The organism is Paenibacillus sp. NRS-1760, from assembly GCF_050467785.1.
Classification (GTDB): domain Bacteria; phylum Bacillota; class Bacilli; order Paenibacillales; family Paenibacillaceae; genus Pristimantibacillus.
Genome location: NZ_JBITPK010000020.1, coordinates 143,419 through 167,648 on the forward strand (window position 1 = coordinate 143,419; position 24,230 = coordinate 167,648).

The 24,230-nt window shown below is 46.4% G+C and carries 20 protein-coding genes and 1 tRNA gene; 18 read left to right on the top strand and 3 right to left on the bottom strand.

From position 1 onward, the window contains the following. Positions 1-26: 26 nt before the first annotated feature. Together ACIFSR_RS27555 and ACIFSR_RS27560 are read right to left on the bottom strand one after the other, a co-directional pair. On the bottom strand, positions 27-1,214 hold the full coding sequence (locus ACIFSR_RS27555) for a M20 family metallopeptidase (RefSeq protein WP_430061468.1): 1,188 nt from the start codon (positions 1,212-1,214) through the stop codon (positions 27-29). 710 nt (positions 1,215-1,924) lie between these two features. Further along, the gene (locus tag ACIFSR_RS27560) at positions 1,925-2,773 is read right to left on the bottom strand and encodes an AraC family transcriptional regulator (protein ID WP_430061470.1); all 849 of its coding nucleotides are present in this window, start codon (positions 2,771-2,773) and stop codon (positions 1,925-1,927) included. A gap of 121 nt (positions 2,774-2,894) precedes the next feature. On the opposite strand from ACIFSR_RS27560, the gene ACIFSR_RS27565 reads away from it, so the two are divergent. From ACIFSR_RS27565 to ACIFSR_RS27630, 14 genes are all read left to right on the top strand, one after another. Then, the gene (locus ACIFSR_RS27565; protein ID WP_430061472.1) at positions 2,895-4,964 is read left to right on the top strand and encodes a beta-galactosidase; all 2,070 of its coding nucleotides are present in this window, start codon (positions 2,895-2,897) and stop codon (positions 4,962-4,964) included. Between the two features lie 235 nt (positions 4,965-5,199). Then, positions 5,200-6,453 carry a methyl-accepting chemotaxis protein gene (locus ACIFSR_RS27570; RefSeq protein ID WP_339204005.1) on the top strand — a complete coding sequence of 418 codons (1,254 nt, stop codon included), beginning with the start codon at positions 5,200-5,202 and terminating at the stop codon, positions 6,451-6,453. Positions 6,454-6,553: 100 nt separating this feature from the next. Next, positions 6,554-7,549: a PstS family phosphate ABC transporter substrate-binding protein gene (locus ACIFSR_RS27575; RefSeq protein ID WP_339204004.1), complete on the top strand. Its 996-nt coding sequence runs from the start codon at positions 6,554-6,556 to the stop codon at positions 7,547-7,549. 189 nt (positions 7,550-7,738) lie between these two features. Further along, entirely contained in the window at positions 7,739-8,602 is an 864-nt protein-coding gene (gene pstC, locus ACIFSR_RS27580) for a phosphate ABC transporter permease subunit PstC (protein ID WP_256711019.1), read from the top strand. 1 nt (position 8,603) lies between these two features. Next, the gene (gene pstA, locus ACIFSR_RS27585; protein WP_076270190.1) at positions 8,604-9,479 is read left to right on the top strand and encodes a phosphate ABC transporter permease PstA; all 876 of its coding nucleotides are present in this window, start codon (positions 8,604-8,606) and stop codon (positions 9,477-9,479) included. A gap of 12 nt (positions 9,480-9,491) precedes the next feature. After that, positions 9,492-10,247 (top strand): phosphate ABC transporter ATP-binding protein PstB, encoded by a 756-nt coding sequence (gene pstB, locus ACIFSR_RS27590; protein ID WP_308999341.1) that lies wholly within the window; start codon positions 9,492-9,494, stop codon positions 10,245-10,247. A 108-nt stretch (positions 10,248-10,355) separates the two neighbouring features. Continuing rightward, a complete protein-coding gene (phoU, locus tag ACIFSR_RS27595) occupies positions 10,356-11,015 on the top strand; it encodes a phosphate signaling complex protein PhoU (RefSeq protein ID WP_076270305.1) in 660 nt (219 codons plus the stop codon). Positions 11,016-11,205: 190 nt separating this feature from the next. Beyond that, on the top strand, positions 11,206-12,744 hold the full coding sequence (locus ACIFSR_RS27600; RefSeq protein ID WP_430061475.1) for a GGDEF domain-containing protein: 1,539 nt from the start codon (positions 11,206-11,208) through the stop codon (positions 12,742-12,744). Further along, positions 12,741-13,961 (top strand): EAL domain-containing protein, encoded by a 1,221-nt coding sequence (locus ACIFSR_RS27605; protein ID WP_430061477.1) that lies wholly within the window; start codon positions 12,741-12,743, stop codon positions 13,959-13,961. Before ACIFSR_RS27600 ends, ACIFSR_RS27605 begins: the two co-directional genes overlap by 4 nt. Positions 13,962-14,065: 104 nt before the next feature. Next, a complete protein-coding gene (gene polA / locus ACIFSR_RS27610) occupies positions 14,066-16,744 on the top strand; it encodes a DNA polymerase I (protein WP_430061479.1) in 2,679 nt (892 codons plus the stop codon). 48 nt (positions 16,745-16,792) lie between these two features. Beyond that, positions 16,793-17,635, top strand: coding sequence for a DNA-formamidopyrimidine glycosylase (gene mutM, locus ACIFSR_RS27615; protein ID WP_430061481.1), 843 nt, complete (start codon positions 16,793-16,795; stop codon positions 17,633-17,635). Positions 17,636-17,775: 140 nt separating this feature from the next. Further along, positions 17,776-18,498 carry an MntP/YtaF family protein gene (locus tag ACIFSR_RS27620; RefSeq protein ID WP_430061483.1) on the top strand — a complete coding sequence of 241 codons (723 nt, stop codon included), beginning with the start codon at positions 17,776-17,778 and terminating at the stop codon, positions 18,496-18,498. A 15-nt stretch (positions 18,499-18,513) separates the two neighbouring features. After that, positions 18,514-19,110, top strand: a complete 597-nt coding sequence (gene coaE, locus ACIFSR_RS27625; protein WP_430061485.1) for a dephospho-CoA kinase — start codon at positions 18,514-18,516, stop codon at positions 19,108-19,110. Further along, positions 19,107-19,673 carry a lytic transglycosylase domain-containing protein gene (locus ACIFSR_RS27630; protein WP_076270304.1) on the top strand — a complete coding sequence of 189 codons (567 nt, stop codon included), beginning with the start codon at positions 19,107-19,109 and terminating at the stop codon, positions 19,671-19,673. The genes coaE and ACIFSR_RS27630 overlap by 4 nt, the downstream gene beginning before the upstream one ends. A 107-nt stretch (positions 19,674-19,780) precedes the next feature. On the opposite strand, the gene ACIFSR_RS27635 is transcribed toward ACIFSR_RS27630, so the two are convergent. Continuing rightward, positions 19,781-19,999, bottom strand: a complete 219-nt coding sequence (locus tag ACIFSR_RS27635; RefSeq protein WP_053377233.1) for an alpha/beta-type small acid-soluble spore protein — start codon at positions 19,997-19,999, stop codon at positions 19,781-19,783. A 143-nt stretch (positions 20,000-20,142) separates the two neighbouring features. Between ACIFSR_RS27635 and nrdR the strand changes: the two genes are divergently transcribed. The 4 genes from nrdR to ACIFSR_RS27655 all read left to right on the top strand — a co-directional run bounded on the left by nrdR (position 20,143) and on the right by ACIFSR_RS27655 (position 24,228). Further along, positions 20,143-20,625 (top strand): transcriptional regulator NrdR, encoded by a 483-nt coding sequence (gene nrdR / locus ACIFSR_RS27640; RefSeq protein ID WP_053377232.1) that lies wholly within the window; start codon positions 20,143-20,145, stop codon positions 20,623-20,625. Positions 20,626-20,741: 116 nt separating this feature from the next. Continuing rightward, positions 20,742-20,818, top strand: a tRNA-Ala gene (locus ACIFSR_RS27645). Between the two features lie 403 nt (positions 20,819-21,221). Next, a complete protein-coding gene (locus ACIFSR_RS27650) occupies positions 21,222-21,851 on the top strand; it encodes a TetR/AcrR family transcriptional regulator (protein WP_430061488.1) in 630 nt (209 codons plus the stop codon). 55 nt (positions 21,852-21,906) lie between these two features. After that, positions 21,907-24,228 carry an FtsX-like permease family protein gene (locus tag ACIFSR_RS27655; protein WP_430061490.1) on the top strand — a complete coding sequence of 774 codons (2,322 nt, stop codon included), beginning with the start codon at positions 21,907-21,909 and terminating at the stop codon, positions 24,226-24,228. Positions 24,229-24,230 lie beyond the last annotated feature (2 nt).

The window sequence follows — 24,230 nt, forward strand, 5'->3', positions numbered from 1 at the left end:
GAGCGAAGTTGTTCTTTATCCTGTTCTTACTTGCTGCTTTTGGTTTGATGCTCGAATTCAGCGCGAATTCGTGCGAGCAGCGCAGGATAGGCAAATACGTCGTATGCGGTTGCAGCTAGCATTTTGGCACCAAATAACATGCCGTCCAGCGCATATTCGGTCATTGCCGCATCACGAAACGCCTCCGTATGAAGCAGCAAACGATCTTGTACCACCTTGACGTAAGGATGAATAGCTGGACAGCGAACGGAGACGTTGCCTAAATCAAGCGAGCCATGATCCTTGCCGATTTCCATATCCTCAGGGCGAATGCCTGCCTCGATCAGATTCGTATTGAACTGCTCGGACAATGCTTCATTAGTAAGCAGCTCATCATAAGAGTATTCGAAATGATTTGTTGTAACGGTGCAGCCCGTCTGCAATGCGGCCCCTTCTGCACAGCGCAGCACTTTCGCAGTGAGCTCGTTTGTATAAGTACGTGAAGCCGAGCGGACATAAAATTTGGCCGATGCATAATCAGGAATGATGTTCGGCGCCTTGCCGCCGTTGTCAATAATACCATGAATGCGCGCATCGCTGCGTGTTTGTTGGCGCAGCGCATTAACACTATTGAATAGCTGAAGAACAGCATCCAGCGCATTAATTCCTTCATATGGACTTGCAGCTGCATGCGCGGCTAGACCATGAAATTCAAACTGCACGGCGTCCAGCGCTAGTGATTCGCCTGAACGTTCAAACGTATAGTATGGATGCGCCATTAAAGCGAAGTCGCAGTCATCGAATAAACCTGCCTCTGCCATTGGTACTTTCGCTCCGCGTGTTTCCTCAGCTGGCGTACCATAGATGCGAATTTTTCCGCCAATGCCGCTGTTTATCAAAGCCGCTTTAAGTCCTACAGCTGCTGCCATGCTCATAGCGCAGATGAGATGATGTCCACAAGCATGTCCGATTTCTGGCAGAGCATCATACTCGCATAAGAAGCCAACTGTCGGGCCAGGGCTTCCTGTATCATAAACACCGATAAAAGATGTCTCAATGCCTAAAATACCACGTTCAACCTCAAACCCGTATTTTGCAAGCTCCGTACAAAGCAGCTCAGAAGCAAAAAACTCCTCATGTCCAAGCTCTGGCCGACTGCCCACCGATCGTGATACCGTGCGAAAAGCTTCCGCATATTTATCAATTTCATTAAATATAAGATTTTTATCGGTCATTATATTTTTTTGCCTCCTGAAATGAAGTGAAATCTATGAATTCGGCTGTATGTTCGTAGTAGGTCGGCTGCTAACAGCGGAAAGTCTGCTTTTAGCACGTATGTGTTCTTACAACCTCCGAAGTAACCTAGCTAAGCGTCTGTAAGAACCTATAGGTTCTTACAGAGTCCGTCAGGCGTGCTGCCAGCAGCGGAAAGTCTGCTGTTAGCACGTATGTGTTCTTACAGCATCGAAAGTAACCTAGCTATGTGCCTGTAAGAACCTATAGGTTCTTATGGAGCCCATCAGGCGTGCTGCCAGCAGCGGAAAGTCTGCTGTTAGCACGTATGTGTTCTTACAGCCTCCAAAGTAACCTAGCTATGTGCCTGTAAGAACCTATAGGTTCTTATGGAGCTCGTCAAGCGTGCTGCCAACAGCGGAAAGTCTGCTTTTAGCACGTATGTATCTTACAGTCTTCAAAGTAACCTAGCTGAGCGTCTGTAAAAACCTATAGGTTCTTATGGAGCCTGTCAGGCGTGCTGCCAACAGCGGAAAGTCTGCTGTTAGCACATATGTGTTCTTACAGCCTCCAAAGTAACCTAGCTATGAGCCTGTAAGAACCTATAGTTTCTTATGGAGCCCGTCAGGCGTGCTGCCAGCAACGGAAAGTCTGCTGTTAGCATCTATGTGTTCTTACGGAGCCAACTCCGATCCACACAACTGCCCCCACATCAACGCATGCCGTGAATTTTTTTAAACTGCTCCGGGCTTAACCCTTCAAGCCGCCTAAAGACGGAGCTGAAGTAGCTGGGGGAGTCGAAGCCGACGCGCTGGGAGATTTCGTGCATCTTGATCTCGCTTTCGCGGAACATAAGCTCCTTGCTCCGATTGACGCGCTCCCGGTTTACGTATTCCATTGGTCGCATTTTCAATGCTTTCTTAAAAAGCAAGCATAGGTACTGCGGCGTTACATCGATACAGCCTGCTAAATCCTTTATCGTAATCAGCTTGCTGTAATTAGCTTCAATATAATGAAGAACAGGCTGCAGCTTCAAGTAGTTTTGTTCTACCGAGTGTGAGCTTACAAGAATAACCTTCATTAAATCAAGTAAAAACATGTAAACCAGCTTTGAGCATTCGAGCCCCAGAAAGGATCGGCCGGATTGCGTCATCGCGTAAATGTTTTTCATGTGGGTAACAATCATATCATGATCAGCAGTTGAATAGACACCGGATTGTGTAATTCCAGCCTGCCTAAACAGCTTGTCCGACAAATCGCCTCTAAAGCTCATCCAAATGATTTCCCAAGGCGCTTGTATTGAAAAATATTGATGCTGCTCATTCGGAAACAGGCAGAACCCTTGCCCAGCTCGAACGGTCATTTGTTGATCGCCAACATGGAGCTCGCCCGAGCCGCTAATGACTTGCAGCCATTGAAAATGAGGATAGCCGTTTGGACGGTCAATCGGCTCTTGATCGCTCCAATGCCCGATACTCGTGAGATAAACCGGGAGTGTCTTGTCTGTCTCTGTCAAAATCGGAAAAACCATCGTGTCGATAGCGGTGGCCTCCTGTTTCATATTTTTATAATGATGCGAAAATACTGTTATATAGTTGGTTCGATGAACAAGCTATAATATGAATATCATTATAGTATAACCAATAATAGCTGCAAGCAAGACGAAAATGGAGGCAGATGAGATGAGTATGAAATTTCCCCCGATAAGCGCAAAAATTCCGCAAATGCTGCATGGTGCAGATTATAATCCAGATCAATGGCAGAAGTATCCTGAGGTGCTGGAGGAAGACATCCGCCTCATGAAGCTTGCACATTGCAATGTGATGTCTGTAGGCATTTTTGCATGGATGGCGATAGAGCCTGAGGAAGGCGTATTTACATTTGAATGGCTGGACACGTTGCTTGATAAATTTGCTGCTAACGGCATCTATGCCTTGCTTGCTACACCAAGCGGTGCACGCCCGGTATGGATGTCTCAAAAATATCCGGAAGTGCTGCGCGTAGCACCTAACGGAATTCGTAATTTGCATGGTGCGCGTCACAACCACTGCTTCAGCTCACCTGTATATCGCGAGAAGGTAACGATCATGAACTCGAAGCTGGCTGAACGTTATTCGGATCATCCTGCGGTCATCGGCTGGCATATATCAAATGAATATGGCGGCGAATGTCACTGCTCGTATTGTGAAGACGCTTTCCGCGACTGGCTGAAAAATAAATACGGTACACTAGAAGCGCTTAACGATGCTTGGTGGACGACGTTCTGGAGCCATACGTATACCGATTGGAGCCAAGTCGAGTCGCCAACCGAACGTGGCGAGAAAGCGGTTCACGGCCAGAATGTTGACTGGAGAAGATTCGTTACGGATCAAACGGTTGATTTCTGCCGCAACGAAATTGCTCCGCTGCGCGCTGCTAACAGTGAGCTTCCGATTACGACGAACTTTATGCTTGATTTTGAGCCACTTAACTATTGGAAGTTTACAGAGCTGCTCGATATGATTTCGTGGGATGCATATCCAACTTGGCACGACAATAGCGGAGACGACAGCGAGCAAGCGGCGTGGATCGGCTTCAACCATGATGTGTTTCGTTCGCTTGGCGGCGGAAAGCCGTTCATGCTGATGGAAAGCACGCCGAGCATGACGAACTGGCAGCCGATCAGCAAAGTGAAGCGTCCAGGCATGCACATGCTGTCATCGCTTCAAGCGGTTGCACATGGCTCAGATACTGTTCAGTATTTCCAGTGGCGCAAGAGCAGAGGCTCAAGCGAGAAGCTGCATGGTGCAGTTGTGGACCATGTTGGCCATGAGCATACTCGCGTTTTCCGCGATGTGGCTGAGCTTGGCGAAGCTTTGGAGAAGTTGACCGAAGTAGTAGGTACAACTGTGAAGCCAGAGGTAGCACTCATCTATGATTGGGAAAATCGCTGGGCAGTAAAGGATTCGCAAGGCCCGCGCAATAGCGGTCTTCATTATGAAGAAACGGCTAAACGCCATTATCGTCCGTTCTGGGATCTGGGTGTGCCAGTGGATATTATTGATTCGGAATGCAGCTTTGATTCGTACAAGCTCCTTATTGCTCCTATGTTATATATGGTGCGTCCAGGTGTAGGCGAGCGCATTGAACGTTTTGTTGAAAATGGCGGTACTTTCATCGCTACTTATTGGACAGGTATCGTTGATGAGAATGACCTATGCTTCCTAACAGGCTTCCCAGGACCACTGCGCAAGACGCTTGGGATCTGGTCCGAGGAGATCGATTCGCTGCATGATCATGATTCCAATCAGGTCGTGCTGAAGGACGGAAATAAGCTTGGACTGAGCGGCCAATATACAGCACGCGAGCTGTGTGATCTTATCCATCTTGAAGGTGCGGAGGCACTTGCTGTATATGGAGAGGATTTCTATGTGGGTCGCCCTGCCTTAACGGTAAATCATTTGGGTGCAGGCAAAGCCTACTATGTTGCATCGCGCAACGAAGCAGCTTTTACAAACGATTTTCTGACTCGAATTATAGAGCAAGAGGGGATCAAGCGAGTTCTTGATTCCGAGCTGCCGCATGGCGTAACTGCACAATTAAGAACGGATGGTGTGAACGACTACGTATTTGTATCCAATTTTAGTGCAAATGAGGCTTCGGTTGCTTTAGATGCTCAGCAGTATACAGATTTGTTGACGGGTGCGGCTCTAAACAACAGTGTTGAATTGAAGGCTTACGGCTGCCGGATCTTGAAACGAGCTTCGAAATAATACTAGTCTTATAGAAAAGCTGTGTGAAGCGTACAGGAAACTGTACGTGGATCACAGCTTTTTTGTTGTTTAGTCATAAAGACTCTCTTATTGGAAAATTCAATAGGTATGTTTTTACGGAAATTAAAAAATATATTGTCGAATTTAACATTCCGATAACATTTCTACCTAATTCAATTGATGCTTACGACCTATAGTGAGTGCATAAGGAAAAAGAAGGAAGGGTGAGGGTGAAGTGACAGCGACTGTTCTAGATAAAGAAAAACAATCAGCTATCGAGAAAAATGAGCGTACTGCTCCAAACACACCACTTAACGGAAACGTACAACAACCGATTGAGGTAAAAGGAACCGATGAAAGGACTGTTAAGCAATCGGAGCAGCGTGCTGATGAAATAACAATGCATCCGGTAAAAGCAGAAGCAACGCGACTGCATCATTTTTTACGTCAGGCTCCAACAATAGACGCAGAGCATACATGCCGGCAGACGATTGCTGTGTTTAAGAAGCATCCGGAAAGTGAGTGCATTATCGTAACTGGGGAGCAAGGGGCTCCTATCGGTCTGATGATGCGCAATCGATTCTTCCTGAAGCTGGGCCATCGCTTTAGCGCAGATTTGTATGATGACAAACCAATTACAAAGCTTATGGATGCGAGTCCGCTCGTAGTCGATTATGATTATGCACCGCAGCAGCTCATTGACAGCGCATTAAGCCGCCACGAGAGTGTGCTTTATGATTGTGTCATCGTTACGTTAAAAAATAAGCTTGCAGGTATATTGACTGTGTCGGACATGCTCAAGATTTCCCGGCTGCTGCAGCAGGAAGCCGTTGATGCGCAAATGAGTACGATTCGCTCAGCAGAGCAGCGGGTGAGAGAGATCGAACAAGCCGTCAGCAGCGTTCGCAAGTCAACTGAACATGGCGAGTCAATGTCTGTAGATATGGTCGATTTGACCCTAACCGGCAAAAACGAGCTGGATAAAGTAACAAAAGCTTTTAACGCCATGACGCTGAATTCTGAGCTTCAGGAGAAACGGATGAATGAGCTTCAATCTGAGGCGGGGTCAATCAGCAAAGTTTCTTTATTAATAAAAGAACTGGCAGAGATGAGTAATCTACTCGCGCTGAATGCTTCTATAGAAGCAGCCCGTGCAGGGGAGCATGGGCGCGGGTTTGCGGTAGTAGCTGGTGAAGTGATGAAGCTGGCAGGCCAAACGAAGCAATTTGCGAACGAAATTACGACGTTAACGAAAACGATCGTTGATGCCATTACGCAAACGACAAGTCTTGCTCATTCGGGACGAATGGAGACGATCGCAAGCGAAGCGAATATCAATGAAGCCGTGGAGGTGTTTAATCATCTTTTCCGAGCGGCAGCTGATAATCGCAATAGCGCGAAGCAAATTGGCGTTTTATCGGAGCAGGCACATCAGCAAGCCGTTCATATCGCAGTCGAAATGAAAAAATTACAGCAATCTTATTTTTAACATGGAGTTTACAAAAACAGAATACGAGGTTTACAAACGGCTAGTAGTATAAGAGGCACGGGGATGAACCCTTACAGACATAATAAGAGGAGTGGTAGAGTTGTTAAAGAAAAAAGGGTTTAAAGGAATTCTAATGTTGTCGATGGTGACGCTGCTCGTATTCGCAGCTGCATGTGGTAATAATAGCGGAAATAAAGGTTCTGAAAATACAGGATCTAAGAATAACACTGCAACTAACGCACCAGCTGGTGAAGATGTGAAATTGTCAGGCGAGATTAAAATTGATGGTTCAAGCACAGTGTTCCCACTTACAGAAGCAGCAGCTGAAGAATTCAACAAAGAGCACAAAGATGTACGAGTACCGGTTGGCGTATCTGGCACAGGCGGCGGCTTTAAACAATTTTGCGCAGGCGAAATTGCCATTGCAGATGCTTCCCGTCACATCAAGGATGAAGAAGCAGCAGCTTGTAAAGCAGCTGGCATCGAATATACAGAGCTTTCTGTAGCATTTGACGGTTTGTCTGTTGTTGTAAGCAAAGACAATGACTTCATCGACCACTTGACAGTTGAAGAGCTGAACAAAATCTTTACAACTGGCAGCACAGTAACAACTTGGAAAGACGTTCGCGACACTTTCCCTGCTGAGCCGATCGTAATGTTCTCACCAGGCGCTGATTCCGGAACTTATGACTACTTTAATGAAGCTATTCTTGAAAAAGCAGGCATTCGCAATGATAAAGCAATCAGCTTCTCTGAAGACGACAACGCACTTGTTCAAGGCGTAGCAGGCAGCAAATACGGCATTGGCTACTTCGGTTTTGCTTACTTTGAAGAAAACCAAGATAAATTGAAAGTTGTTCCTGTAGACGGCGGCAAAGGCGCTATTACACCAACTTATGACACAATTAAAGACGGCACTTATGCTCCATTGTCCCGTCCGCTCTTCATCTATGCAAACAATAAAGAGCTTGAGCGTCCAGAAGTGAACGCATTCGTTAAATACTATATCAACAACATCGGTACTTTTGCTGGCGAAGTTGGTTATGTATCACTTCCAGATGAGCAATACGCAACAGAAGCAGCAAAAATTAAATAAGTAACAAACGACCTGATGAAAATGTGTGGTGTCTCGAGGGACATCACCTTTTTATCGGCACAAATGTAAACGAATTGTAAAGGCAAGAAGGAGGACGCTGCAATGCCAAGCCAAGGGCTGCAAACGGTCAGTAAGGCTCAAACAAACAGCAAGGAAGTCTATGATTTCAAAAATAAACGCGTAAGCATCATGAACAAATTGATGCCAATCCTATTGTTCCTGTGTGCATCCGTATCTGTTCTAACTACAATAGGTATTGTCGTCACACTCATCTCAGAGACCTATCAGTTTTTTCAAAAAATACCGATTTTTGATTTCTTGTTTGGGACCAAATGGTCACCGTTAATTCCGCCCAAAAGCTTCGGCGTTTTGCCGCTCCTGTCAGGCACGCTCATGATTACGTTTATCGCTTGTTTAGTCGCTATCCCTCTAGGGCTTGCAAGTGCCATTTACTTATCAGAATATGCACCGAAGCGGGTTCGTAAAGTAATTAAACCGATATTGGAGGTACTCGCAGGAGTTCCAACCATCGTATATGGTTACTTTGCTCTTAGCTTGGTTACACCGCTTATTCAAAGTATTTTTCATAGCGCCGGCGTGTTCAATGCATTAAGTGCCGGTATTGTTGTCGGTATTATGATTATTCCTATGGTTTGCTCGCTAAGTGAGGATGCGATGTCCTCTGTACCGCGCAGCTTGCGTGACGGCGCGTATGCGCTTGGCGCAACACGGTTCGAGGTTGCTTTGAAAATCGTTGTGCCAGCAGCCTTCTCGGGTATCGTGGCTTCTGCCGTACTTGCTTTCTCAAGGGCGATCGGCGAGACGATGATCGTTACGGTAGCGGCAGGCTCTACACCTAATATGACGGCTAATCCGCTTGAGAGTATCCAGACGATGACCGCTTATATCGTTCAGGTCAGCCTTGGGGATACGCCGCATGGAACGGTTGAGTATGGATCGATCTTCGCGGTCGGCATGACGTTGTTCGTCATTACATTCCTACTCAATATTCTTGCCCAGTACATTGCAAGAAGATTCAGAGAGGAGTACTAAGATGAACATATTTCTAGATGCAAACCGCAAGCAAATTGCTAATCGGCGGAAAAAGGATTGGATGCTTCATATCCTGTTCGTCGCCGCCACTTCCATCGGCGTTCTCGCGCTTTGCGCGTTAATCGTAGATATTTTGATCGACGGTATTGCAAGGCTCCAGCCTGATCTATTCACGAACTTCCCATCTCGCAAAGCGGACGGTTCCGGAATGAAGTCGGCACTGGTTGGTACGATTTACATGCTGCTTATTATGGCGCCTATTTCCTTTATTTTTGGAGTAGGAGCTGCGATTTTCTTGGAGGAATATGCGAAAAAGGGCCGGATTACCCGGATGATTCAGCTTAATATCAGTACACTAGCGGGCGTTCCGTCCATCGTATACGGTATTTTGGGCTTAACCTTGTTCGTACGACTGCTCGCTCTTGATCGCAGCCTCATTGCAGGGGCGCTCACGATGACGCTGCTTGTGCTTCCTATTATTATCGTATCTGCACAAGAAGCGATTCGTGCCGTTCCGAAATCACGCCGTGATGCTTCGTTCGCTCTAGGCGCGACCAAGTGGCAGACTGTTTCTCGCTCTGTTATGCCCTCAGCTCTTCCTGGCGTACTAACTGGCGTCATTCTTGCTATGTCTCGTGCAATTGGAGAAACGGCACCGCTAGTTATGATCGGAGCATTAACGTATGTTGCCTTTTTGCCAGAAGGTCTTAAGGATTCGTTTACGGTTATTCCTATTCAAGTGTACAACTGGTTGTCCAAGCCACAGCTTGAATTTAAGGAGCTTGCGGCCAGCGGTATTATCGTTTTACTAGCGCTGCTGTTGCTAATGAACTTTTCGGCTATTTTGCTTCGCAACAAGTATCAGAAGAATATTTAGGAGGAAAACGATATGGAAGCACTTATTAATATTAACAAGCTGAATTTGTTTTACGGCGCTTTCCACGCTTTGAAGGATGTAACACTAACGATACCTGAGAAAGCAATCACTGCATTCATCGGTCCATCCGGCTGCGGAAAGTCAACTTTGCTTCGTACACTAAACCGTATGAACGATATGATTCCGGGCACTCGGATCGAGGGAGGTATCGCCATTGGCGGTACTGAAATTTACTCGAATGAAGTGGATGTTGAAACACTGCGCAAAAAGGTCGGCATGGTATTCCAACAGCCGAACCCATTCCCGAAATCAATCTATGATAACGTGGCATACGGTCCTCGCCTGCATGGTATTACTAGCAAGCGCGAGCTCGATGAAATTGTAGAAACAAGCTTGAAATCCGCGGTATTGTGGGATGAAGTAAAGGATCATTTGAAACGTTCTGCATTCGGTTTATCTGGTGGACAGCAGCAGCGACTTTGTATTGCCCGCGCACTTGCAGTAAACCCAAATATTTTGCTTATGGATGAGGCGACATCAGCGCTTGACCCGATTTCCACGCTGAAAATTGAAGAGCTTGCTCAAGAATTGAAAGATAAATACACAATCGTGATGGTTACTCACAACATGCATCAGGCAGCCCGCGTATCCAATCAAACGGTGTTTTTCTTGAATGGCGAGGTCGTTGAATACTCGGATACGGAGAAGCTGTTCTCCAATCCAACCGATCAGCGCACAGAAGATTATATAAGCGGACGTTTCGGCTGAGCCAAACGGATCGTGGGAGAGAACTTTTATTCAAGAGGTTGAATCATATGATTTTGTCCTTGCGAATGATGTTGTTTTACAAACCTTGTAGGGGGAATGCCGTTCATGATGACCACGCGTAAAGAGTTTGACCAAGGACTAGAGCATCTTCATAATTTGCTGATTGATATGGGTACTTTTGTTGAAAAAGCGCTCGTAGAATCGATGGAAGCATTAAAAACCGTTGATGTTGACCGTGCGAAGCAGGTCATAAAGCTGGACCCGTCGCTTAACCAAATGGAAGAAAAGATTACGGAAATCGGTTCGAAGCTGATCGCTACGCAGCAGCCTGTTGCCAAGGATTTGAGAAGAATTCTGTCCTCGTTTAAAATCGCAAGCGATTTGGAGCGTATGGGCGATCTCTCCGTTGATATTGCTAAGGTTGTATTGCGTTTAGAGGGTCAGGAGCTAATAAAACCGTTAATCGATTTGCCGCGTATGGCAGAAATTGTTCAGCTTATGACATACGAATCCATTCAATCGTTTATTCAAGAAAACGTGGACCTGGCTTACAAAATGGCGAAGGACGACGATCAGGTTGATGCCCTGTATGGACAAATTACGCGCGAGCTTTATTCCCTTATGATGGAAAATCCTCGCAACATTACACAGTCATCGCTTCTCACGCTCGTCGGACGTTACCTCGAAAGATTCGGTGATCACGCGACGAACATCGGTGAGAGCGTCGTTTATCTCGTAACGGGCAATCGTCCGGATTTAAACGTATAACCTACTTAAAACATACTTAAGACCGCCCACACTTAGCTGCTGGACGGTTTTTTTGTTTAGGAGAAAAGAACTAAGAAAAATGTCGAATTTTACCGCAAGTTAATCCTTTTATGCATCTCCATTCACAATTGGCTGGTAAAGTAATACATAAAGGAACTGAAATAGACGATAGTCGATTGAGGGGATTGGCATGAATGGAGTCGGGGTTGGTTTATTCAATCGAGATATGCTCCGCAGCATAAAAGAGCGCTGGCATGAAGGCGGAATTGGTGTCATTTACGTCCGTTTTCGCCTCGGGAACACAGCAGCAGAATCAGCATTGCAGCTATGGGAGGGCACGGAGGCAAGGCTTTTCTGGCGTCAGCGCCTTGAATGGGATTACTTTTATTTATTTGATAGGCAGCAGAAGGATGAACCGATCATTCGAGTGGTCGAGAAAGCGATGGAGCGGCTTATTGATAGGCTAAGGAAGTCTGATGCAAAAAAAGAAGACGGGGCTGTCTCAGACACCGATCTGGAGGTAAGCATAGGTCTTTCAACTGCATACCCTCCAGCAACCGGCCGTTCCTCGGAGTCGGTTGTTTATCGGATGATTCTTGATGCGATGGAGCAAAGCGCATATAACGTTACTCTCGGAAGGAACCGCCAAGAATCTCTATCCGAAGGCAAACAAAAAATAGAAAACTACGGTCAGATCATAGGAGCAGGCGAGCCAGTGCAGCAGCTGCATTTGCCGGGGAACCATAGCCGAACCGTTCGAATTGGCGGGCTTGCTGCACCTTTTCCGATATTTCCTGCCCGGGCCAGGGTGTCCGAAGTTGCTTATTTTTTCGATACGAATGCGAAGGCGCAAGGCGCGGTCATTGTCGATAAAGGCAGACCAATTGGCATCTTAATGAAAGAGAAGTTGCATCAAATGTTAGCCGGCCAATTCGGGCTGCCTCTTTATTGGAACAGACCGATTGAGCGGATTATGAACAATCAACCGCTTATTGTGGATGAGCAGTTTACTGTAGAGCATGTATCTCAGCTGGCAATGGCAAGGGATTTCTCACAGCTATACGATGTCGTTCTCATTACGAAGGATGGACAGATGGCAGGAGCAGCTACAATCAGGTCTATCTTGGAATGCATGACGGCGCTTCGCACGGAGGCAGCACGAACAGCTAATCCGCTTACGGGGCTGCCGGGGAACGAGGAAATTCAGCTTGAACTGAGCCAGCGGATCGGACAAGGTGAGCCGTTTGCTGTCGTTTATGCGGACTTGGACTATTTTAAATGGTATAACGATTCCTTTGGTTTTGGGCTCGGTGATAATTTGATTCGCTATTTGGGAGATATTCTGCGCATGGAGCTTGATCAGCTCGGAGCAGGCGACGATTTTGTCGGACATATAGGCGGAGATGATTTCATCGTGGTAATGAGAGCAAATTCGGCGGAGCAACTATGTCAGGCTATGATAAAGCGTTTCGATAGCGGGATTAAAGCATTTTACGGCGGCGTTGAAGTAACGACGGTTGAGGATCGAGAGGGCAATCTCATTGATCAGGAGGGTGTAACGCTTTCTTTGTCACTCATGTTATGGGATGGCAGAGTAGCGCTTGCGGCAGATGATATTCCGAGGATTGCGGCAAAGCTGAAGAAACAAGCGAAAGCTCTTAAAGGCAGCGTCTATGTCATGGATCAAATTATAGGAATGCATCATGGAGAGGAACGGAACGGAAATTGAGACAACTACGGGACATATGGCGGCTAAACGATACGGAAAACGTGAGCTCGGGTCATCTTGGTATTATTTATTTATCATGGCAGTTTCCTACGGATGTTCGGAAAAATCACTTATCCGCGCAGCATGAGAAATGGCGTGTTTTTGCAGAGAATGAGGTGAAGGCTGCATTTGGAAGCTCTTTACTATATGAAGGGCTGCAATGGATGAAGGAGGATTTATTTATCCATATGCGTTTACCGGCCGGGCATCAAATGCTGCAGGAGGACTGGCTGCTTGAGCTGGCTTATAAGCATACCGCTGATTGGGAGAAACAATTTGCAGAGGAGATCTGTTATGAGGGGCTAGCTGGTGTGCTTGGGAAGCTCCATATTGGTGTATCTGTCGTACCCAATGACAATGACCCTGTGGATGGACTTGTCTGGTATGATGCGATGAAAAAAGCGATTTTGCACGGGCAATCCGCCGGATCGATGGAACGAAGCTTGAAGCGCCGAGCGCTGGAACGAGTCATTAGCGAGCGGCTTATTCAGCCAGTATATCAGCCTATCGTATCGCTGCTGCGCGAAGGAGAGGTATTTGGCTTCGAAGCGCTATCGCGTACGCTGGATCAAACTTGGTTTTCCGGACCAATGGAACTCTTTCAGTGTGCTGAGCAGGAGAATTTGACTTATAGCTTGGATAGACTGGCTAGAGAAAAGGCGATAGATGGCTGTCTGCGGCTCATGCCAGGGCAAAAGCTATTCATTAATGTGATGGCGCAAATTATGGAGGATCCAAGCTTCTCGCCTGGCCAAACGCTCAGTCTGCTGGAGCAGCATAAGCTATCGCCTCATCATGTCGTATTTGAAATTACTGAACGAAGCTCAATCGCAGATTTTGGCTCTGTGAAAAAGGCGCTGGAGCATTACCGAAGCCAAGGTTATCAAATTGCAATTGATGATGTTGGAGCGGGTTATTCGTCCTTGCAATCAATCGCTGAGCTGCGTCCTGATTATTTGAAGGTGGATCGGTCAATTATTCAGAATATCCACTTGGATGAGATGAAAGAGCATATTTTGTACACACTGGTTCAGATTGCAGCAAAAATGAATATTTCCATAATTGCCGAAGGCATAGAACTTGAAGCGGAGCTTGCGAAGGTGCGTGAGATGGGGATTGTATATGCTCAAGGTTATTTATTAGGCAGGCCTGCTCCATTTCATTCCATGATGATGTAACCGATACAAAAAAGGGCTATCCTATAGCAGCGATGCTTGGGAATAGCCCTTTTTGTGGTATACTTAAAGGTATGAATGTTACATAAAGAAGGTGTTGATTCCTTATGGAAAAATGGATGCTAATTGACGGAAACAGTATAATCTACCGTGCGTTTTTTGCTTTGCCGCCGCTTACGAATTCGGCGGGCAATCACACGAATGCGATTTTTGGGTTTACAACGATGCTGCTTAAGCTGCTTGAACAAGAAAAGCCGACTCATGTGCTGGTTGCATTTGATGCCGGCAAGGTCACTTTTCGCCATGAAGGTTATGCGGAATATAAAGGCGGAAGACAAAAGACACCGCCAGAGCTGTCAGAGCAATTTCCAGTGCTTAAGGAGCTGCTTCAAGCCTTTAGCATTTCGCAGTTTGAGCTGTCCGGTTATGAGGCCGATGATATTATCGGCACACTAACGAAGGCAGCTGACGAGAAAGGTGTAGAAGCTTTTGTCGTTACTGGAGATAAAGATATGCTGCAGCTTGCTTCAGACAAAGTAACCATTGCGGTAACACGCAAAGGCGTTAGTGATGTTGAACTTTACACACCAGAGACAATTCAAGAGAAATACGGCCTTGTGCCGATGCAAATTATCGATCTTAAGGGTCTCATGGGTGATACCTCAGACAATATCCCTGGAGTTCCGGGCGTAGGCGAGAAAACGGCGCTTAAGCTGCTGCATGAGCATGGATCGGTTGAAAGCGTGCTTGATAACTTGGACAAGCTGAAGGGCAAGCTGAAGGAAAACATTGAGAGCCATAAAGATGATGCTACGATGAGCAAGCGCTTGGCGACGATCTTCCGTGAAGTGCCTATAGAAAAGTCTATCGATGACATTCGTTATGCCGGGTATGATGGTTCGAAGCTGGCTGAGGCGTTCCGCAAGCTGGAATTCAAATCATTAATTGATCGCCTGGAGCTAGGTGCTGAAGCGGGTGATATGGATAAGGAAGCCGAAGCTGCTGCAGCTGATTTGAATATTAATGTGATCGAATCAGAAAAAGACGCAGAGATGCTGGATAAGCTTATTCAGCTGCTCCAGAAGTCGGACAAAAATGGCTTGTATATCGAAGCCATTGGAGAGAATCCGCATCATGCCGAGCTGATTGGCCTTGCTATCGCCAGCGATGAAGCAGTGTTTGTAATGCCATATTCAGTGCTTAAGCAGCCTTTCGCAGCGAAGCTTCGCGACTGGCTCGAACAAGCGGACAAGCCGAAATACGGCTTTGATCTCCATAAGGTGGAGCTCGCACTCAAATGGAGCGGAATCAGCTTCGAGGGTTCTGCTTTTGATGTGCAGCTGGCAGCCTATTTGCTTGATCCTACAGAAGCGAGCCAGACGCTAAGCGGAATTAATGAGAAGCAGGGGCTGTCGACATTGCCACCGGATGAAGCTGTTTATGGCAAAGGCGCGAAATTCAGAGTGCCTGATGCCGATACGCTTTACCGCCATTTATCGTTGAAAGCGGAAGCGGTTCGGAAGCTAGTGCCTCTGTTAACCGAAGAGCTAAGCAATACGGGCATGAGCAAGCTTTATTTTGACATGGAGCATCCATTGTCCCGCATTCTTGCAGGGATGGAGTTTCAGGGCATTAAAGTAAAGTCCGAGGAGCTGGAGGCGCTTGGCCGTAATTTGGAGAGTAAGCTGACAACAATCATTAGCAGCGTGTACAAGCTTGCTGGTACGGAATTTAATATCGGATCGCCAAAGCAGCTGGGTGAGATTTTATTCGAGAAGCTTGGCCTGCCTGCTAAGAAAAAGACGAAAACAGGTTATTCGACGGATGCTGAAGTGCTGGAGGAGCTTGCGCCTTATCACGAGATTATTCCGCTTATCCTGCATTATCGTCAGCTATCAAAGCTGCAATCTACTTATGTAGAGGGCTTGCTTAAAGAGGTGCGCAAGGAAACAGGCAAAATACACACGTATTACCGCCAGACCATTGCAGCTACCGGTCGTCTAAGCAGTCAGTTTCCTAACCTGCAGAACATTCCGATTCGTCTTGAGGAAGGACGCCAAATTAGGAAAGCCTTTGTGCCGTCCGAGCCGGGATGGTCCATCGTAGCGGCGGACTATTCACAAATTGAGCTTCGTGTGCTCGCACATATTGCTGATGATGAGAATATGAAGGAAGCGTTCATTAAGGACATGGATATTCACACCAAAACAGCGATGGATGTATTCGGCGTAACTGCCGAGGAGGTTGATTCCAACATGCGTCGTTCGGCAAAAGCGGTCAACTTCGGCATTGTGTATGGCATCAGCGATTTTGGCTTATCGCAAAACCTTGGCATTTCCCGTAATGAAGCTGGAAAGTTTATTGCGGATTACAAGGAGGTTTTCAAAGGCGTTCGCCAATATATGCACGAAATCGTTCAGCAAGCGAAGCGCGACGGGTATGTGGCCACACTGCTTGAGCGCAGGCGTTATTTGAATGATATCAATGCTTCTAATTTCAACTTGCGATCCTTTGCTGAACGTACGGCGATGAATACACCGATTCAAGGTACTGCGGCAGATATTATTAAGCTGGCCATGGTCCATATGGACGCTGCGCTGCGCGAACGCAAGCTGAAGAGCCGCATGCTGCTGCAGGTGCACGATGAGCTCGTGTTCGAAGTGCCGCAAGAGGAGCTGGAGCTGATGAAGACGCTTGTGCCTGAAGTGATGGCTGGGGCGCTCAAACTTGATGTTCCTTTGAAGGCCGATATGAGTTTCGGTGACAATTGGTATGAAGCAAAGTAACCCACTGGCGGGCAGTTTCGGGTATAATGGTTGTTGAGGTGAGGAGAAATGCCTGAATTGCCAGAGGTAGAAACAGTTAGAAGAACATTAATTGAACTTGTAGCGGGAAAACGAATCCAATCAGTAACCGTTAGACTCCCGCGTATTATACAGCGTCCAGCAGAACCTGAACAGTTCGCGGATGCGCTTGTCGGACATACGATCCAGACGGTTGAGCGACGCGGCAAGTTTTTGCGGATCATCTTGGACGGGCTCGTACTTGTATCGCATTTGCGAATGGAAGGCCGATATGGGGTTTTCCCATCGGAAGAGCCGATTGAGCTGCATACCCATGTCATCTTTCATTTCGAAGATGGCACGGATTTGCGTTATAAGGATGTTCGCCAGTTCGGTACGATGCATTTATTCCAAGAAGGGCAGGAGCTTGAGCTTCCGCCGCTTAACAAGCTTGGTATAGAGCCGCTTGAGCCAGCCTTTACGCTTGAAGCGCTTCGCGGAAAACTCGAGAAACGCGCGACTAAGATTAAGCCGCTATTGCTTAATCAAGAGCATATTGTCGGTTTGGGCAACATCTATGTAGACGAAGCTTTATTTCAAGCACGCATACATCCGGAGCGAACACCTAACACATTGAAGCCGGCCGAATGGAAGCGACTTTATGAAGCGATACGCACGACACTGGGAAATGCGGTTGAAGCAGGCGGTTCGTCCATTAAATCGTACGTTAATGGACAAGGCGAGATGGGAATGTTTCAGCATCAGCTGCTTGTATACGGCAAGAAGGATGAGCCTTGTCCAACCTGTTCAAGACCGATCCATAAATTTGTCGTTGGCGGCCGAGGTACGCATATTTGCAATAAATGCCAGACACTGCAAGCAACAGCAAAATAATACGAATCGCAGCAAATGTTAACCAGCATGCACAGTCAAATACTCCCCGCATATGATAAGTGTGTTACGAACAATAGGCGGATGTCTACTTACAGCTTCTTGTAAGCCGGATCGCCGCTGTGCGGGGAGGGACTAAAACATTGTTCGCGCATGTAGTTTCACTATTAGTTCTTGCTATTGCTGTTAGCGTAGACGGTTTTGGTGTTGGCGTTACTTACGGTTTGCGAAGAATCCGCATACCGATCGTGTCAATACTGATTATTGCTTGCTGCTCTGGTATTATTATTTATTTGTCCATGCAGGTTGGCGGATTGATAACCACGTTCCTGTCTGAATTCGTTGCGCGTCTCATTGGCGCATGTGTCCTCATGCTGATTGGTGTCTGGGCGCTATTGCAGCTTAGACGAAACAAACAGCAGCAGGATGATGTGAGGCATGAGCACGTAGAAACCGCAGTACAAGAAAGTGCTGCTTCGGCAGAAGCTGGTGCAAAAACACATGCCGGAGAGATCGCGAGTGCTGCGCTTGTCGTTATGGTAGAGCTGAAGCGTCTAGGGCTCGTTATTCAGATTTTGCGCACGCCACAGTCGGCTGACGTCGATAAATCAGGCACCATCTCTGCATCGGAGGCCGTCATGCTTGGCTTTGCATTATCACTTGATGCATTTGGAGCAGGACTTGGGGCTGCGTTGATCGGATTGCCTTCCTTACTTACGGCTTTAACCATAGCGGCGGCGAGTGCGCTTTTTCTTGTAGGCGGCATCCGTTTTGGCTTTCGTTTCTCCGCTTGGAAAGGCATGCAGACATTAGCTATGCTGCCAGGCATATTATTAATCATAATCGGAATCATGAAGCTGTTATAATTTGAGGTGAAAAGGATGATAATCGGATTAACCGGCGGTATTGCCAGCGGCAAAAGCACAATCGCAAACATGCTCGTCGAACGCGGTGCGCTGCTGGTCGATGCCGATCAAGTCGCAAGGGAGGTTGTACTTCCCGGGGAACCAGCATTAGAGGCAATCGCCTCTACGTTTGGACAAGCTGTCCTTGAAACGGACGGTTCTCTTAACCGCAAAGCTCTCGGCGAAATTGTGTTTCGCGATAAACAATCACTAGCAAAGCTTGAATCCATAACCCATCCAGCTATACGGGCGCGGATGCAGCAAACCATACATACTTACGCAGAGCAGTATCCAGAACGATTAGTAGTAGCTGACGTGCCGCTGCTATACGAGACGAAGCAGGAGAATCTGTACGAAGGTATTTTGGTCGTATATGTACCCGCTGAGCTTCAGAAAAAACGCTTAATGGAACGAAACCAATTGCCTGAAGAAGAAGCAAGCCGGCGCATCGCATTGCAAATGGATATTGAGCAAAAGAGACTGAAAGCGGATTGGGTCATCGATAACAGCGGATCGCTGGAGGAGACGCAGCGTCAGCTGGATGAATTTTGGAAAAGTAAGTGTTTGCCATGAGGGTATTCCAAAAGAAAAGGGTGCTGCTTGTCCTACTGCTTGGTTTATTGACGATTTTATTTCTCAAATCAGATTGGCTTGCGGAGTGGATGTATCCGGTTCATTACAAAGAAGACATTCGTGCAAGTGCTTCTAACTATGGCGTTGAGTCGCATTTAGTGGCTGCTATTATTCGCAGTGAAAGCAATTTTCAGACAGGCAAGGAATCGAAGAAAGGTGCACTGGGCTTAATGCAAATTATGCCTGATACGGCTGCATGGGTCGTTCAAAAGGCAGGATTTCAAGCCGTAACGGATGACATGCTTATGAATCGTGCGGACGTTAGCATTGAGGTTGGCGCGTGGTATTTAAGATCTCTTAGTCAACAATTTGATCAAAATAAGATAGCTGCAATTGCTGCATACAACGCAGGTCCAGGAAATGTTCGCAAGTGGCTTGACTCGGGGACTTGGGATGGAACGATCGAATCGGTTAAAGAAATTCCGTTTGGAGAAACTAGACACTATGTGCAGCGAGTCATTTACTATTATAATAAGTATAAGGACTTATATCCGAGTCTTTAATGGATGATCCTTAACGATAACGAAAATAAATGAAGCCTTGGAGGCTCGTCTCTTCATGGACGAGCCCTGCCAAAGCTTCGGTTATTCATACAACTTTTAATGAATCATTATTTGTATTGACCAGCAAGGGATTGCTCGGCAATTTGCACTAGGCGACGGGTAATGTATCCCCCGATGGAGCCTGCGTCTTTTGTAGCCATGTTGCCGTAGTATCCGTCTTGCGGAATTGCGATGCCTAGCTCTTGAGCAACTTCATATTTCATTTGGTCAAGGGCAGCTGTCGCTTGTGGCACTACCAATTGGTTACTGCTGCGGGATGCGCTCATGTATGTTCACCTCCTTGCGGTTGGTAAAAGTATTATGTGCAAAAATCTGAACTTCATTACAGGAATTACATGGAAATTAAAATTTTTTTTCGAAGAGTCCATTTTTGAGGCTCAAGCGACTAAGAAAGGAGGCAATACGCATCATGAAATGCCCATACTGCGACTATGCCGGAACGAAAGTATTAGATTCAAGGCCCGCCAACGAAAACAAATCCATTCGTCGCCGCCGTGAATGCGAAAAGTGCAGCCGCCGCTTCACGACATTCGAAATGATTGAAGAGACGCCTCTGATCGTCATCAAAAAAGATGGCAGCCGTGAAGAGTTCAGCCGTGACAAAATATTGCGGGGTCTTATCCGCGCCTGCGAGAAGCGTCCGGTTCCTGTGGAGCGCCTAGAGGTAATCGTATCCGAGGTTGAGAAGGAGCTGCGCACAACGGCACATGCCGAGGTTGATAGCAGCGATATTGGTGGAATCGTTATGAACGAGCTTTATCCTGTAGATGAGGTAGCTTATGTCAGGTTCGCATCTGTTTATCGCCAATTCAAGGACATCGATATGTTCATGAAGGAGCTCAATAATTTGCTGTCCAAACACCCGCTCAATGGTATGATAGATAAAGATTGACAGTTTTGACGACCCTATGCTAAGATCAATCTTGTCGTCATTTGGGGCCTTAGCTCAGCTGGGAGTCCACTTATGGTTGGTTACACTACCATAAAGAACTGCATAAGAATGATCACGGGGAATTAGCTCAGTCTGGGAGAGCGCTTCGCTGGCAGCGAAGAGGTCAGGGGTTCGAGCCCCCTATTCTCCACCAACACTTTAAACTTAAACGGCAGAGATGCCGTTTTTTTTTTTTTGTATTGATTTGATTTTGTTGCAACACACCAGACATGTGGAATGATTGATGGTACGAAAATGAAAGAATGAAAAGTGACAGATTCAGTACTGTTATTGCCTCGACACATGTGAAGAATTCAGCATAGTGGAGGCGATGAGAGTTCAAATCCCCTCGCCTCCACCAATACCATCAGAGAAGACACTGTGTTAGGTGTCTTTTTTGCGTTGTGTAGAGACGAGACACGGGATCGCTTTTGTCAGGGGTTCAGTCCGTGCCTTATTTACTGAATCTGCTTGACAACATCATAGAATAATATGTTATTCTTTAAAAGAAAGATTTATAGACAGGCAGTCGGTCGGTTTGTTGAGGAGATGTAAAGATGAGAGTTGTAAAAGAAGCTCAGGAACGCAGGAACGAAATCATTGACGCAGCTGATGAGCTTTTCGGCCAGAAGGGCTTTGACGGCACAAGTACAAACGATATTCTCGAAAAGGTCGGCATTGCGCGAGGAACATTATATCATCACTTTAAGTCGAAGGTGGATATTATGGACGCGCTGATTGAGCGGTATAGTGTCCGTCTTTTAGGCACGGCGCAGGAAATTGCAACAGACAATAGCATACCTGTAGTCGAGCGCATTATTCGCGTTGTTATGGCACTGAACTTAAGCGGCGGAAGCAGCAAGGAAATTATGGAGCATATTCACAAGTCGCAGAACGCGCTTATGCATCAGAAAATAGAAAAGGTCATTATCAATGGCGTTACGCCGATACTGACGGGAATCATCCACGAGGGCATCCAGCAGGGACTGTTCCACACGCCATACCCGTATGAATGCATGGAAATGGTCGTGATTTATGCGAATACCGTTTTTGATGATGATATGGTTCAAATGACGAACGAGGAGCGTGCTTCACGCATACAAGCCTTTGTTTTTAATGTAGAAAGGCTGCTTGGTGTCAAAAGCGGAGGCCTTATAGATGTAATGCAGATGTTTGACGGTGGATAGAGGAAGCGACGAATAAATCTGGAAAATCCCTAGGGAAATAATACAGAGGTGACTTATGTTTAGCAGAATAATCCGCAATGACATTTTTAAGAGCAAAGCGATAACGGTGACAACAATGGTATTTGTCGCTGCCTCAGCTATGCTTGTTTCACTCGCGGCGATACTCGTTGTCAATCTCTCTGGCGCGCTGGATACGCTAATGACACAAGCTAAAACTCCACATTTTATGCAGATGCATTCGGGTGAGATTGATACTGCGAGGCTTACGGCTTTTGCGGAACAAAACAGCAGCGTCGATGAATTTCAAGTGGCGGAATTTCTGAACATTGACGGAGCGGAGATTATATTGGGCGATAATTCGCTTGCGAACAGCGTTCAGGACAACGGTTTAAGCGTACAGAGCGGAAAATTCGATTATCTTCTAGATCTGGACGGGAACGTCATCAACGTATCTGACGGTGAGATTTATGTTCCGGTAAGCTATTTGAAGGATAACACTGCAAAGATTAGTGACAAGGCCGTAATAAGTGGAAAAGAATTTACCGTTAAGGGATTTCTCCGCGATTCGACAATGAATTCTTCGCTTTCCGCATCAAAGCGATTTCTTGTAAGCAGCAATGACTATGCGGAAATAAAAAGCCTTGGAAACATAGAGTATCTGATTGAATTCAGATTAAAGGATATGTCGGCGTTAGGCGCATTTGAAACGGCATATGCCTCCGCAGGACTTGAAATGAACGGGCCAACGGTTACATATTCGCTTTTTAAAATGATGAATGCCATTTCCGACGGGATGATGATTGGGGTTATCCTTCTGGTAAGCCTGCTTGTCGTGGTCGTCGCATTCATGTGCATACGCTTTACGCTCCTTGCAAAAATCGAAGACGATTATCGCGAGATTGGTGTTATGAAAGCTATAGGGCTGCGTGTCTCGGACATCAAGAAGATTTATCTAGCGAAATACATGGCAATTGCGGCGGCAGGCTCTATTCTCGGTTTTGTTCTTTCATTTGTTTTCAAAGGCATGCTTCTTGAAAATATACGGCTTTATATGGGGGAAAGTAAAAATTCTTCTTTTGCCGTGGTTTTAGGAATTATCGGTATATTGTTAGTATTCCTTGCCATTATGGCCTATGTTAACGGAGTGCTGAAACGCTTTCGGAAAATTTCAGCCGCGGAAGCCATACGCTTTGGCACTTCCCAGGACAAAAACAGGGGTGCTAAGCGTTTTACCCTGAGCGGAAGCAGACTGTTTAACACGACGAATATTTTTCTCGGTATCAAAGATGTTCTCTCAAGGAAAAGACTATACGCCACAATGCTAGCTGTGCTGGTGATTTCGGCATTTATCATGATTGTTCCGCAGAACCTGTACAACACGATTTCCTCAAAAAGCTTCATCAGTTATATGGGGATTGGAAACTACGATCTGCGCATACAGACCAACAATATCGATAATATCTCTGGAAAAGTCACTGAAATCGTTGAGACGATGAAAAGCGATCAAGCCATATCAAAGGTTGGCGTTCTTACAACAAAAACATTCAAGGCAAAAACGGAAAACGAATCAGAGGAAAATATTAAAATTGAGCTTGGCGACCATTCGATATTTCCTATCGTATATTCCAAGGGCAAAGCACCCGCAGCAAATGATGAAATTGCATTTTCGACTATATATGCCGATGAGATGAGCAAAAAGGTTGGCGATGTCATTACGCTGGTGATTGAGGGACTGGAGAAAGATCTCACGGTTAGCGGAATCTATTCCGACATTACCAACGGTGGCAAAACCGCCAAGGCTGTATTTGCCGACAATTCAGCGGGCATTATGTGGAGCATTGTCAGCGCTGAACTTTCGGATAAATCCCTTGTTGACGTGAAGGTTGCGGAATATGCGGACAAGTTTGATTTTGCAAAGACTTCAGACATTGATGAATTTGTTACACAGACCCTTGGCTCTACAATAAGCTCCGTCGAAATGGCCTCCTACGCCGCCGTCGCCGTTGCGTTAGTTATAACGGTACTAGTTACATTGTTATTTATGAAAATGCTTGTGGCAAAGGACCGATATTCGATTGCCGTACTGAAAGCATTCGGTTTTACAAACTCGGATATTAAGGCGCAGTATGTTTCGCGTACGGTATTCGTTCTGATTGTCGGAATTGTTCTCGGCACGCTTCTGGCAAACACTCTCGGAGAGATGCTTGCGGGTTTAATTATTTCGTCGTTAGGAGCGTCCACGTTTAATTTTGCAGTAAATCCTCTTTCGGCGTATCTGTTTAGTCCGCTAATGATGATTTGCGCGGTACTTATCGCAACAATGATCGGCACATCGGGCGCGGGACAAATAAAAATATCCGAAAATATAAAGGAGTAGAC

Bases quoted from the DNA above. Each gene is read 5' to 3' on its own strand.
- ACIFSR_RS27600 (WP_430061475.1), top strand. From the start codon at position 11,206: ATGAATGGAGTCGGGGTTGGTTTATTCAATCGAGATATGCTCCGCAGC.
- ACIFSR_RS27635 (WP_053377233.1), bottom strand. From the start codon at position 19,999: ATGAGCGCATCCCGCAGCAGTAACCAATTGGTAGTGCCACAAGCGACA.
- phoU (WP_076270305.1), top strand. From the start codon at position 10,356: ATGACCACGCGTAAAGAGTTTGACCAAGGACTAGAGCATCTTCATAAT.
- ACIFSR_RS27560 (WP_430061470.1), bottom strand. From the start codon at position 2,773: ATGAAACAGGAGGCCACCGCTATCGACACGATGGTTTTTCCGATTTTG.
- ACIFSR_RS27630 (WP_076270304.1), top strand. From the start codon at position 19,107: ATGAGGGTATTCCAAAAGAAAAGGGTGCTGCTTGTCCTACTGCTTGGT.
- nrdR (WP_053377232.1), top strand. From the start codon at position 20,143: ATGAAATGCCCATACTGCGACTATGCCGGAACGAAAGTATTAGATTCA.
- coaE (WP_430061485.1), top strand. From the start codon at position 18,514: ATGATAATCGGATTAACCGGCGGTATTGCCAGCGGCAAAAGCACAATC.
- polA (WP_430061479.1), top strand. From the start codon at position 14,066: ATGGAAAAATGGATGCTAATTGACGGAAACAGTATAATCTACCGTGCG.
- mutM (WP_430061481.1), top strand. From the start codon at position 16,793: ATGCCTGAATTGCCAGAGGTAGAAACAGTTAGAAGAACATTAATTGAA.
- ACIFSR_RS27655 (WP_430061490.1), top strand. From the start codon at position 21,907: ATGTTTAGCAGAATAATCCGCAATGACATTTTTAAGAGCAAAGCGATA.
- pstA (WP_076270190.1), top strand. From the start codon at position 8,604: ATGAACATATTTCTAGATGCAAACCGCAAGCAAATTGCTAATCGGCGG.
- ACIFSR_RS27650 (WP_430061488.1), top strand. From the start codon at position 21,222: ATGAGAGTTGTAAAAGAAGCTCAGGAACGCAGGAACGAAATCATTGAC.
- ACIFSR_RS27555 (WP_430061468.1), bottom strand. From the start codon at position 1,214: ATGACCGATAAAAATCTTATATTTAATGAAATTGATAAATATGCGGAA.
- pstB (WP_308999341.1), top strand. From the start codon at position 9,492: ATGGAAGCACTTATTAATATTAACAAGCTGAATTTGTTTTACGGCGCT.
- ACIFSR_RS27565 (WP_430061472.1), top strand. From the start codon at position 2,895: ATGAGTATGAAATTTCCCCCGATAAGCGCAAAAATTCCGCAAATGCTG.
- pstC (WP_256711019.1), top strand. From the start codon at position 7,739: ATGAACAAATTGATGCCAATCCTATTGTTCCTGTGTGCATCCGTATCT.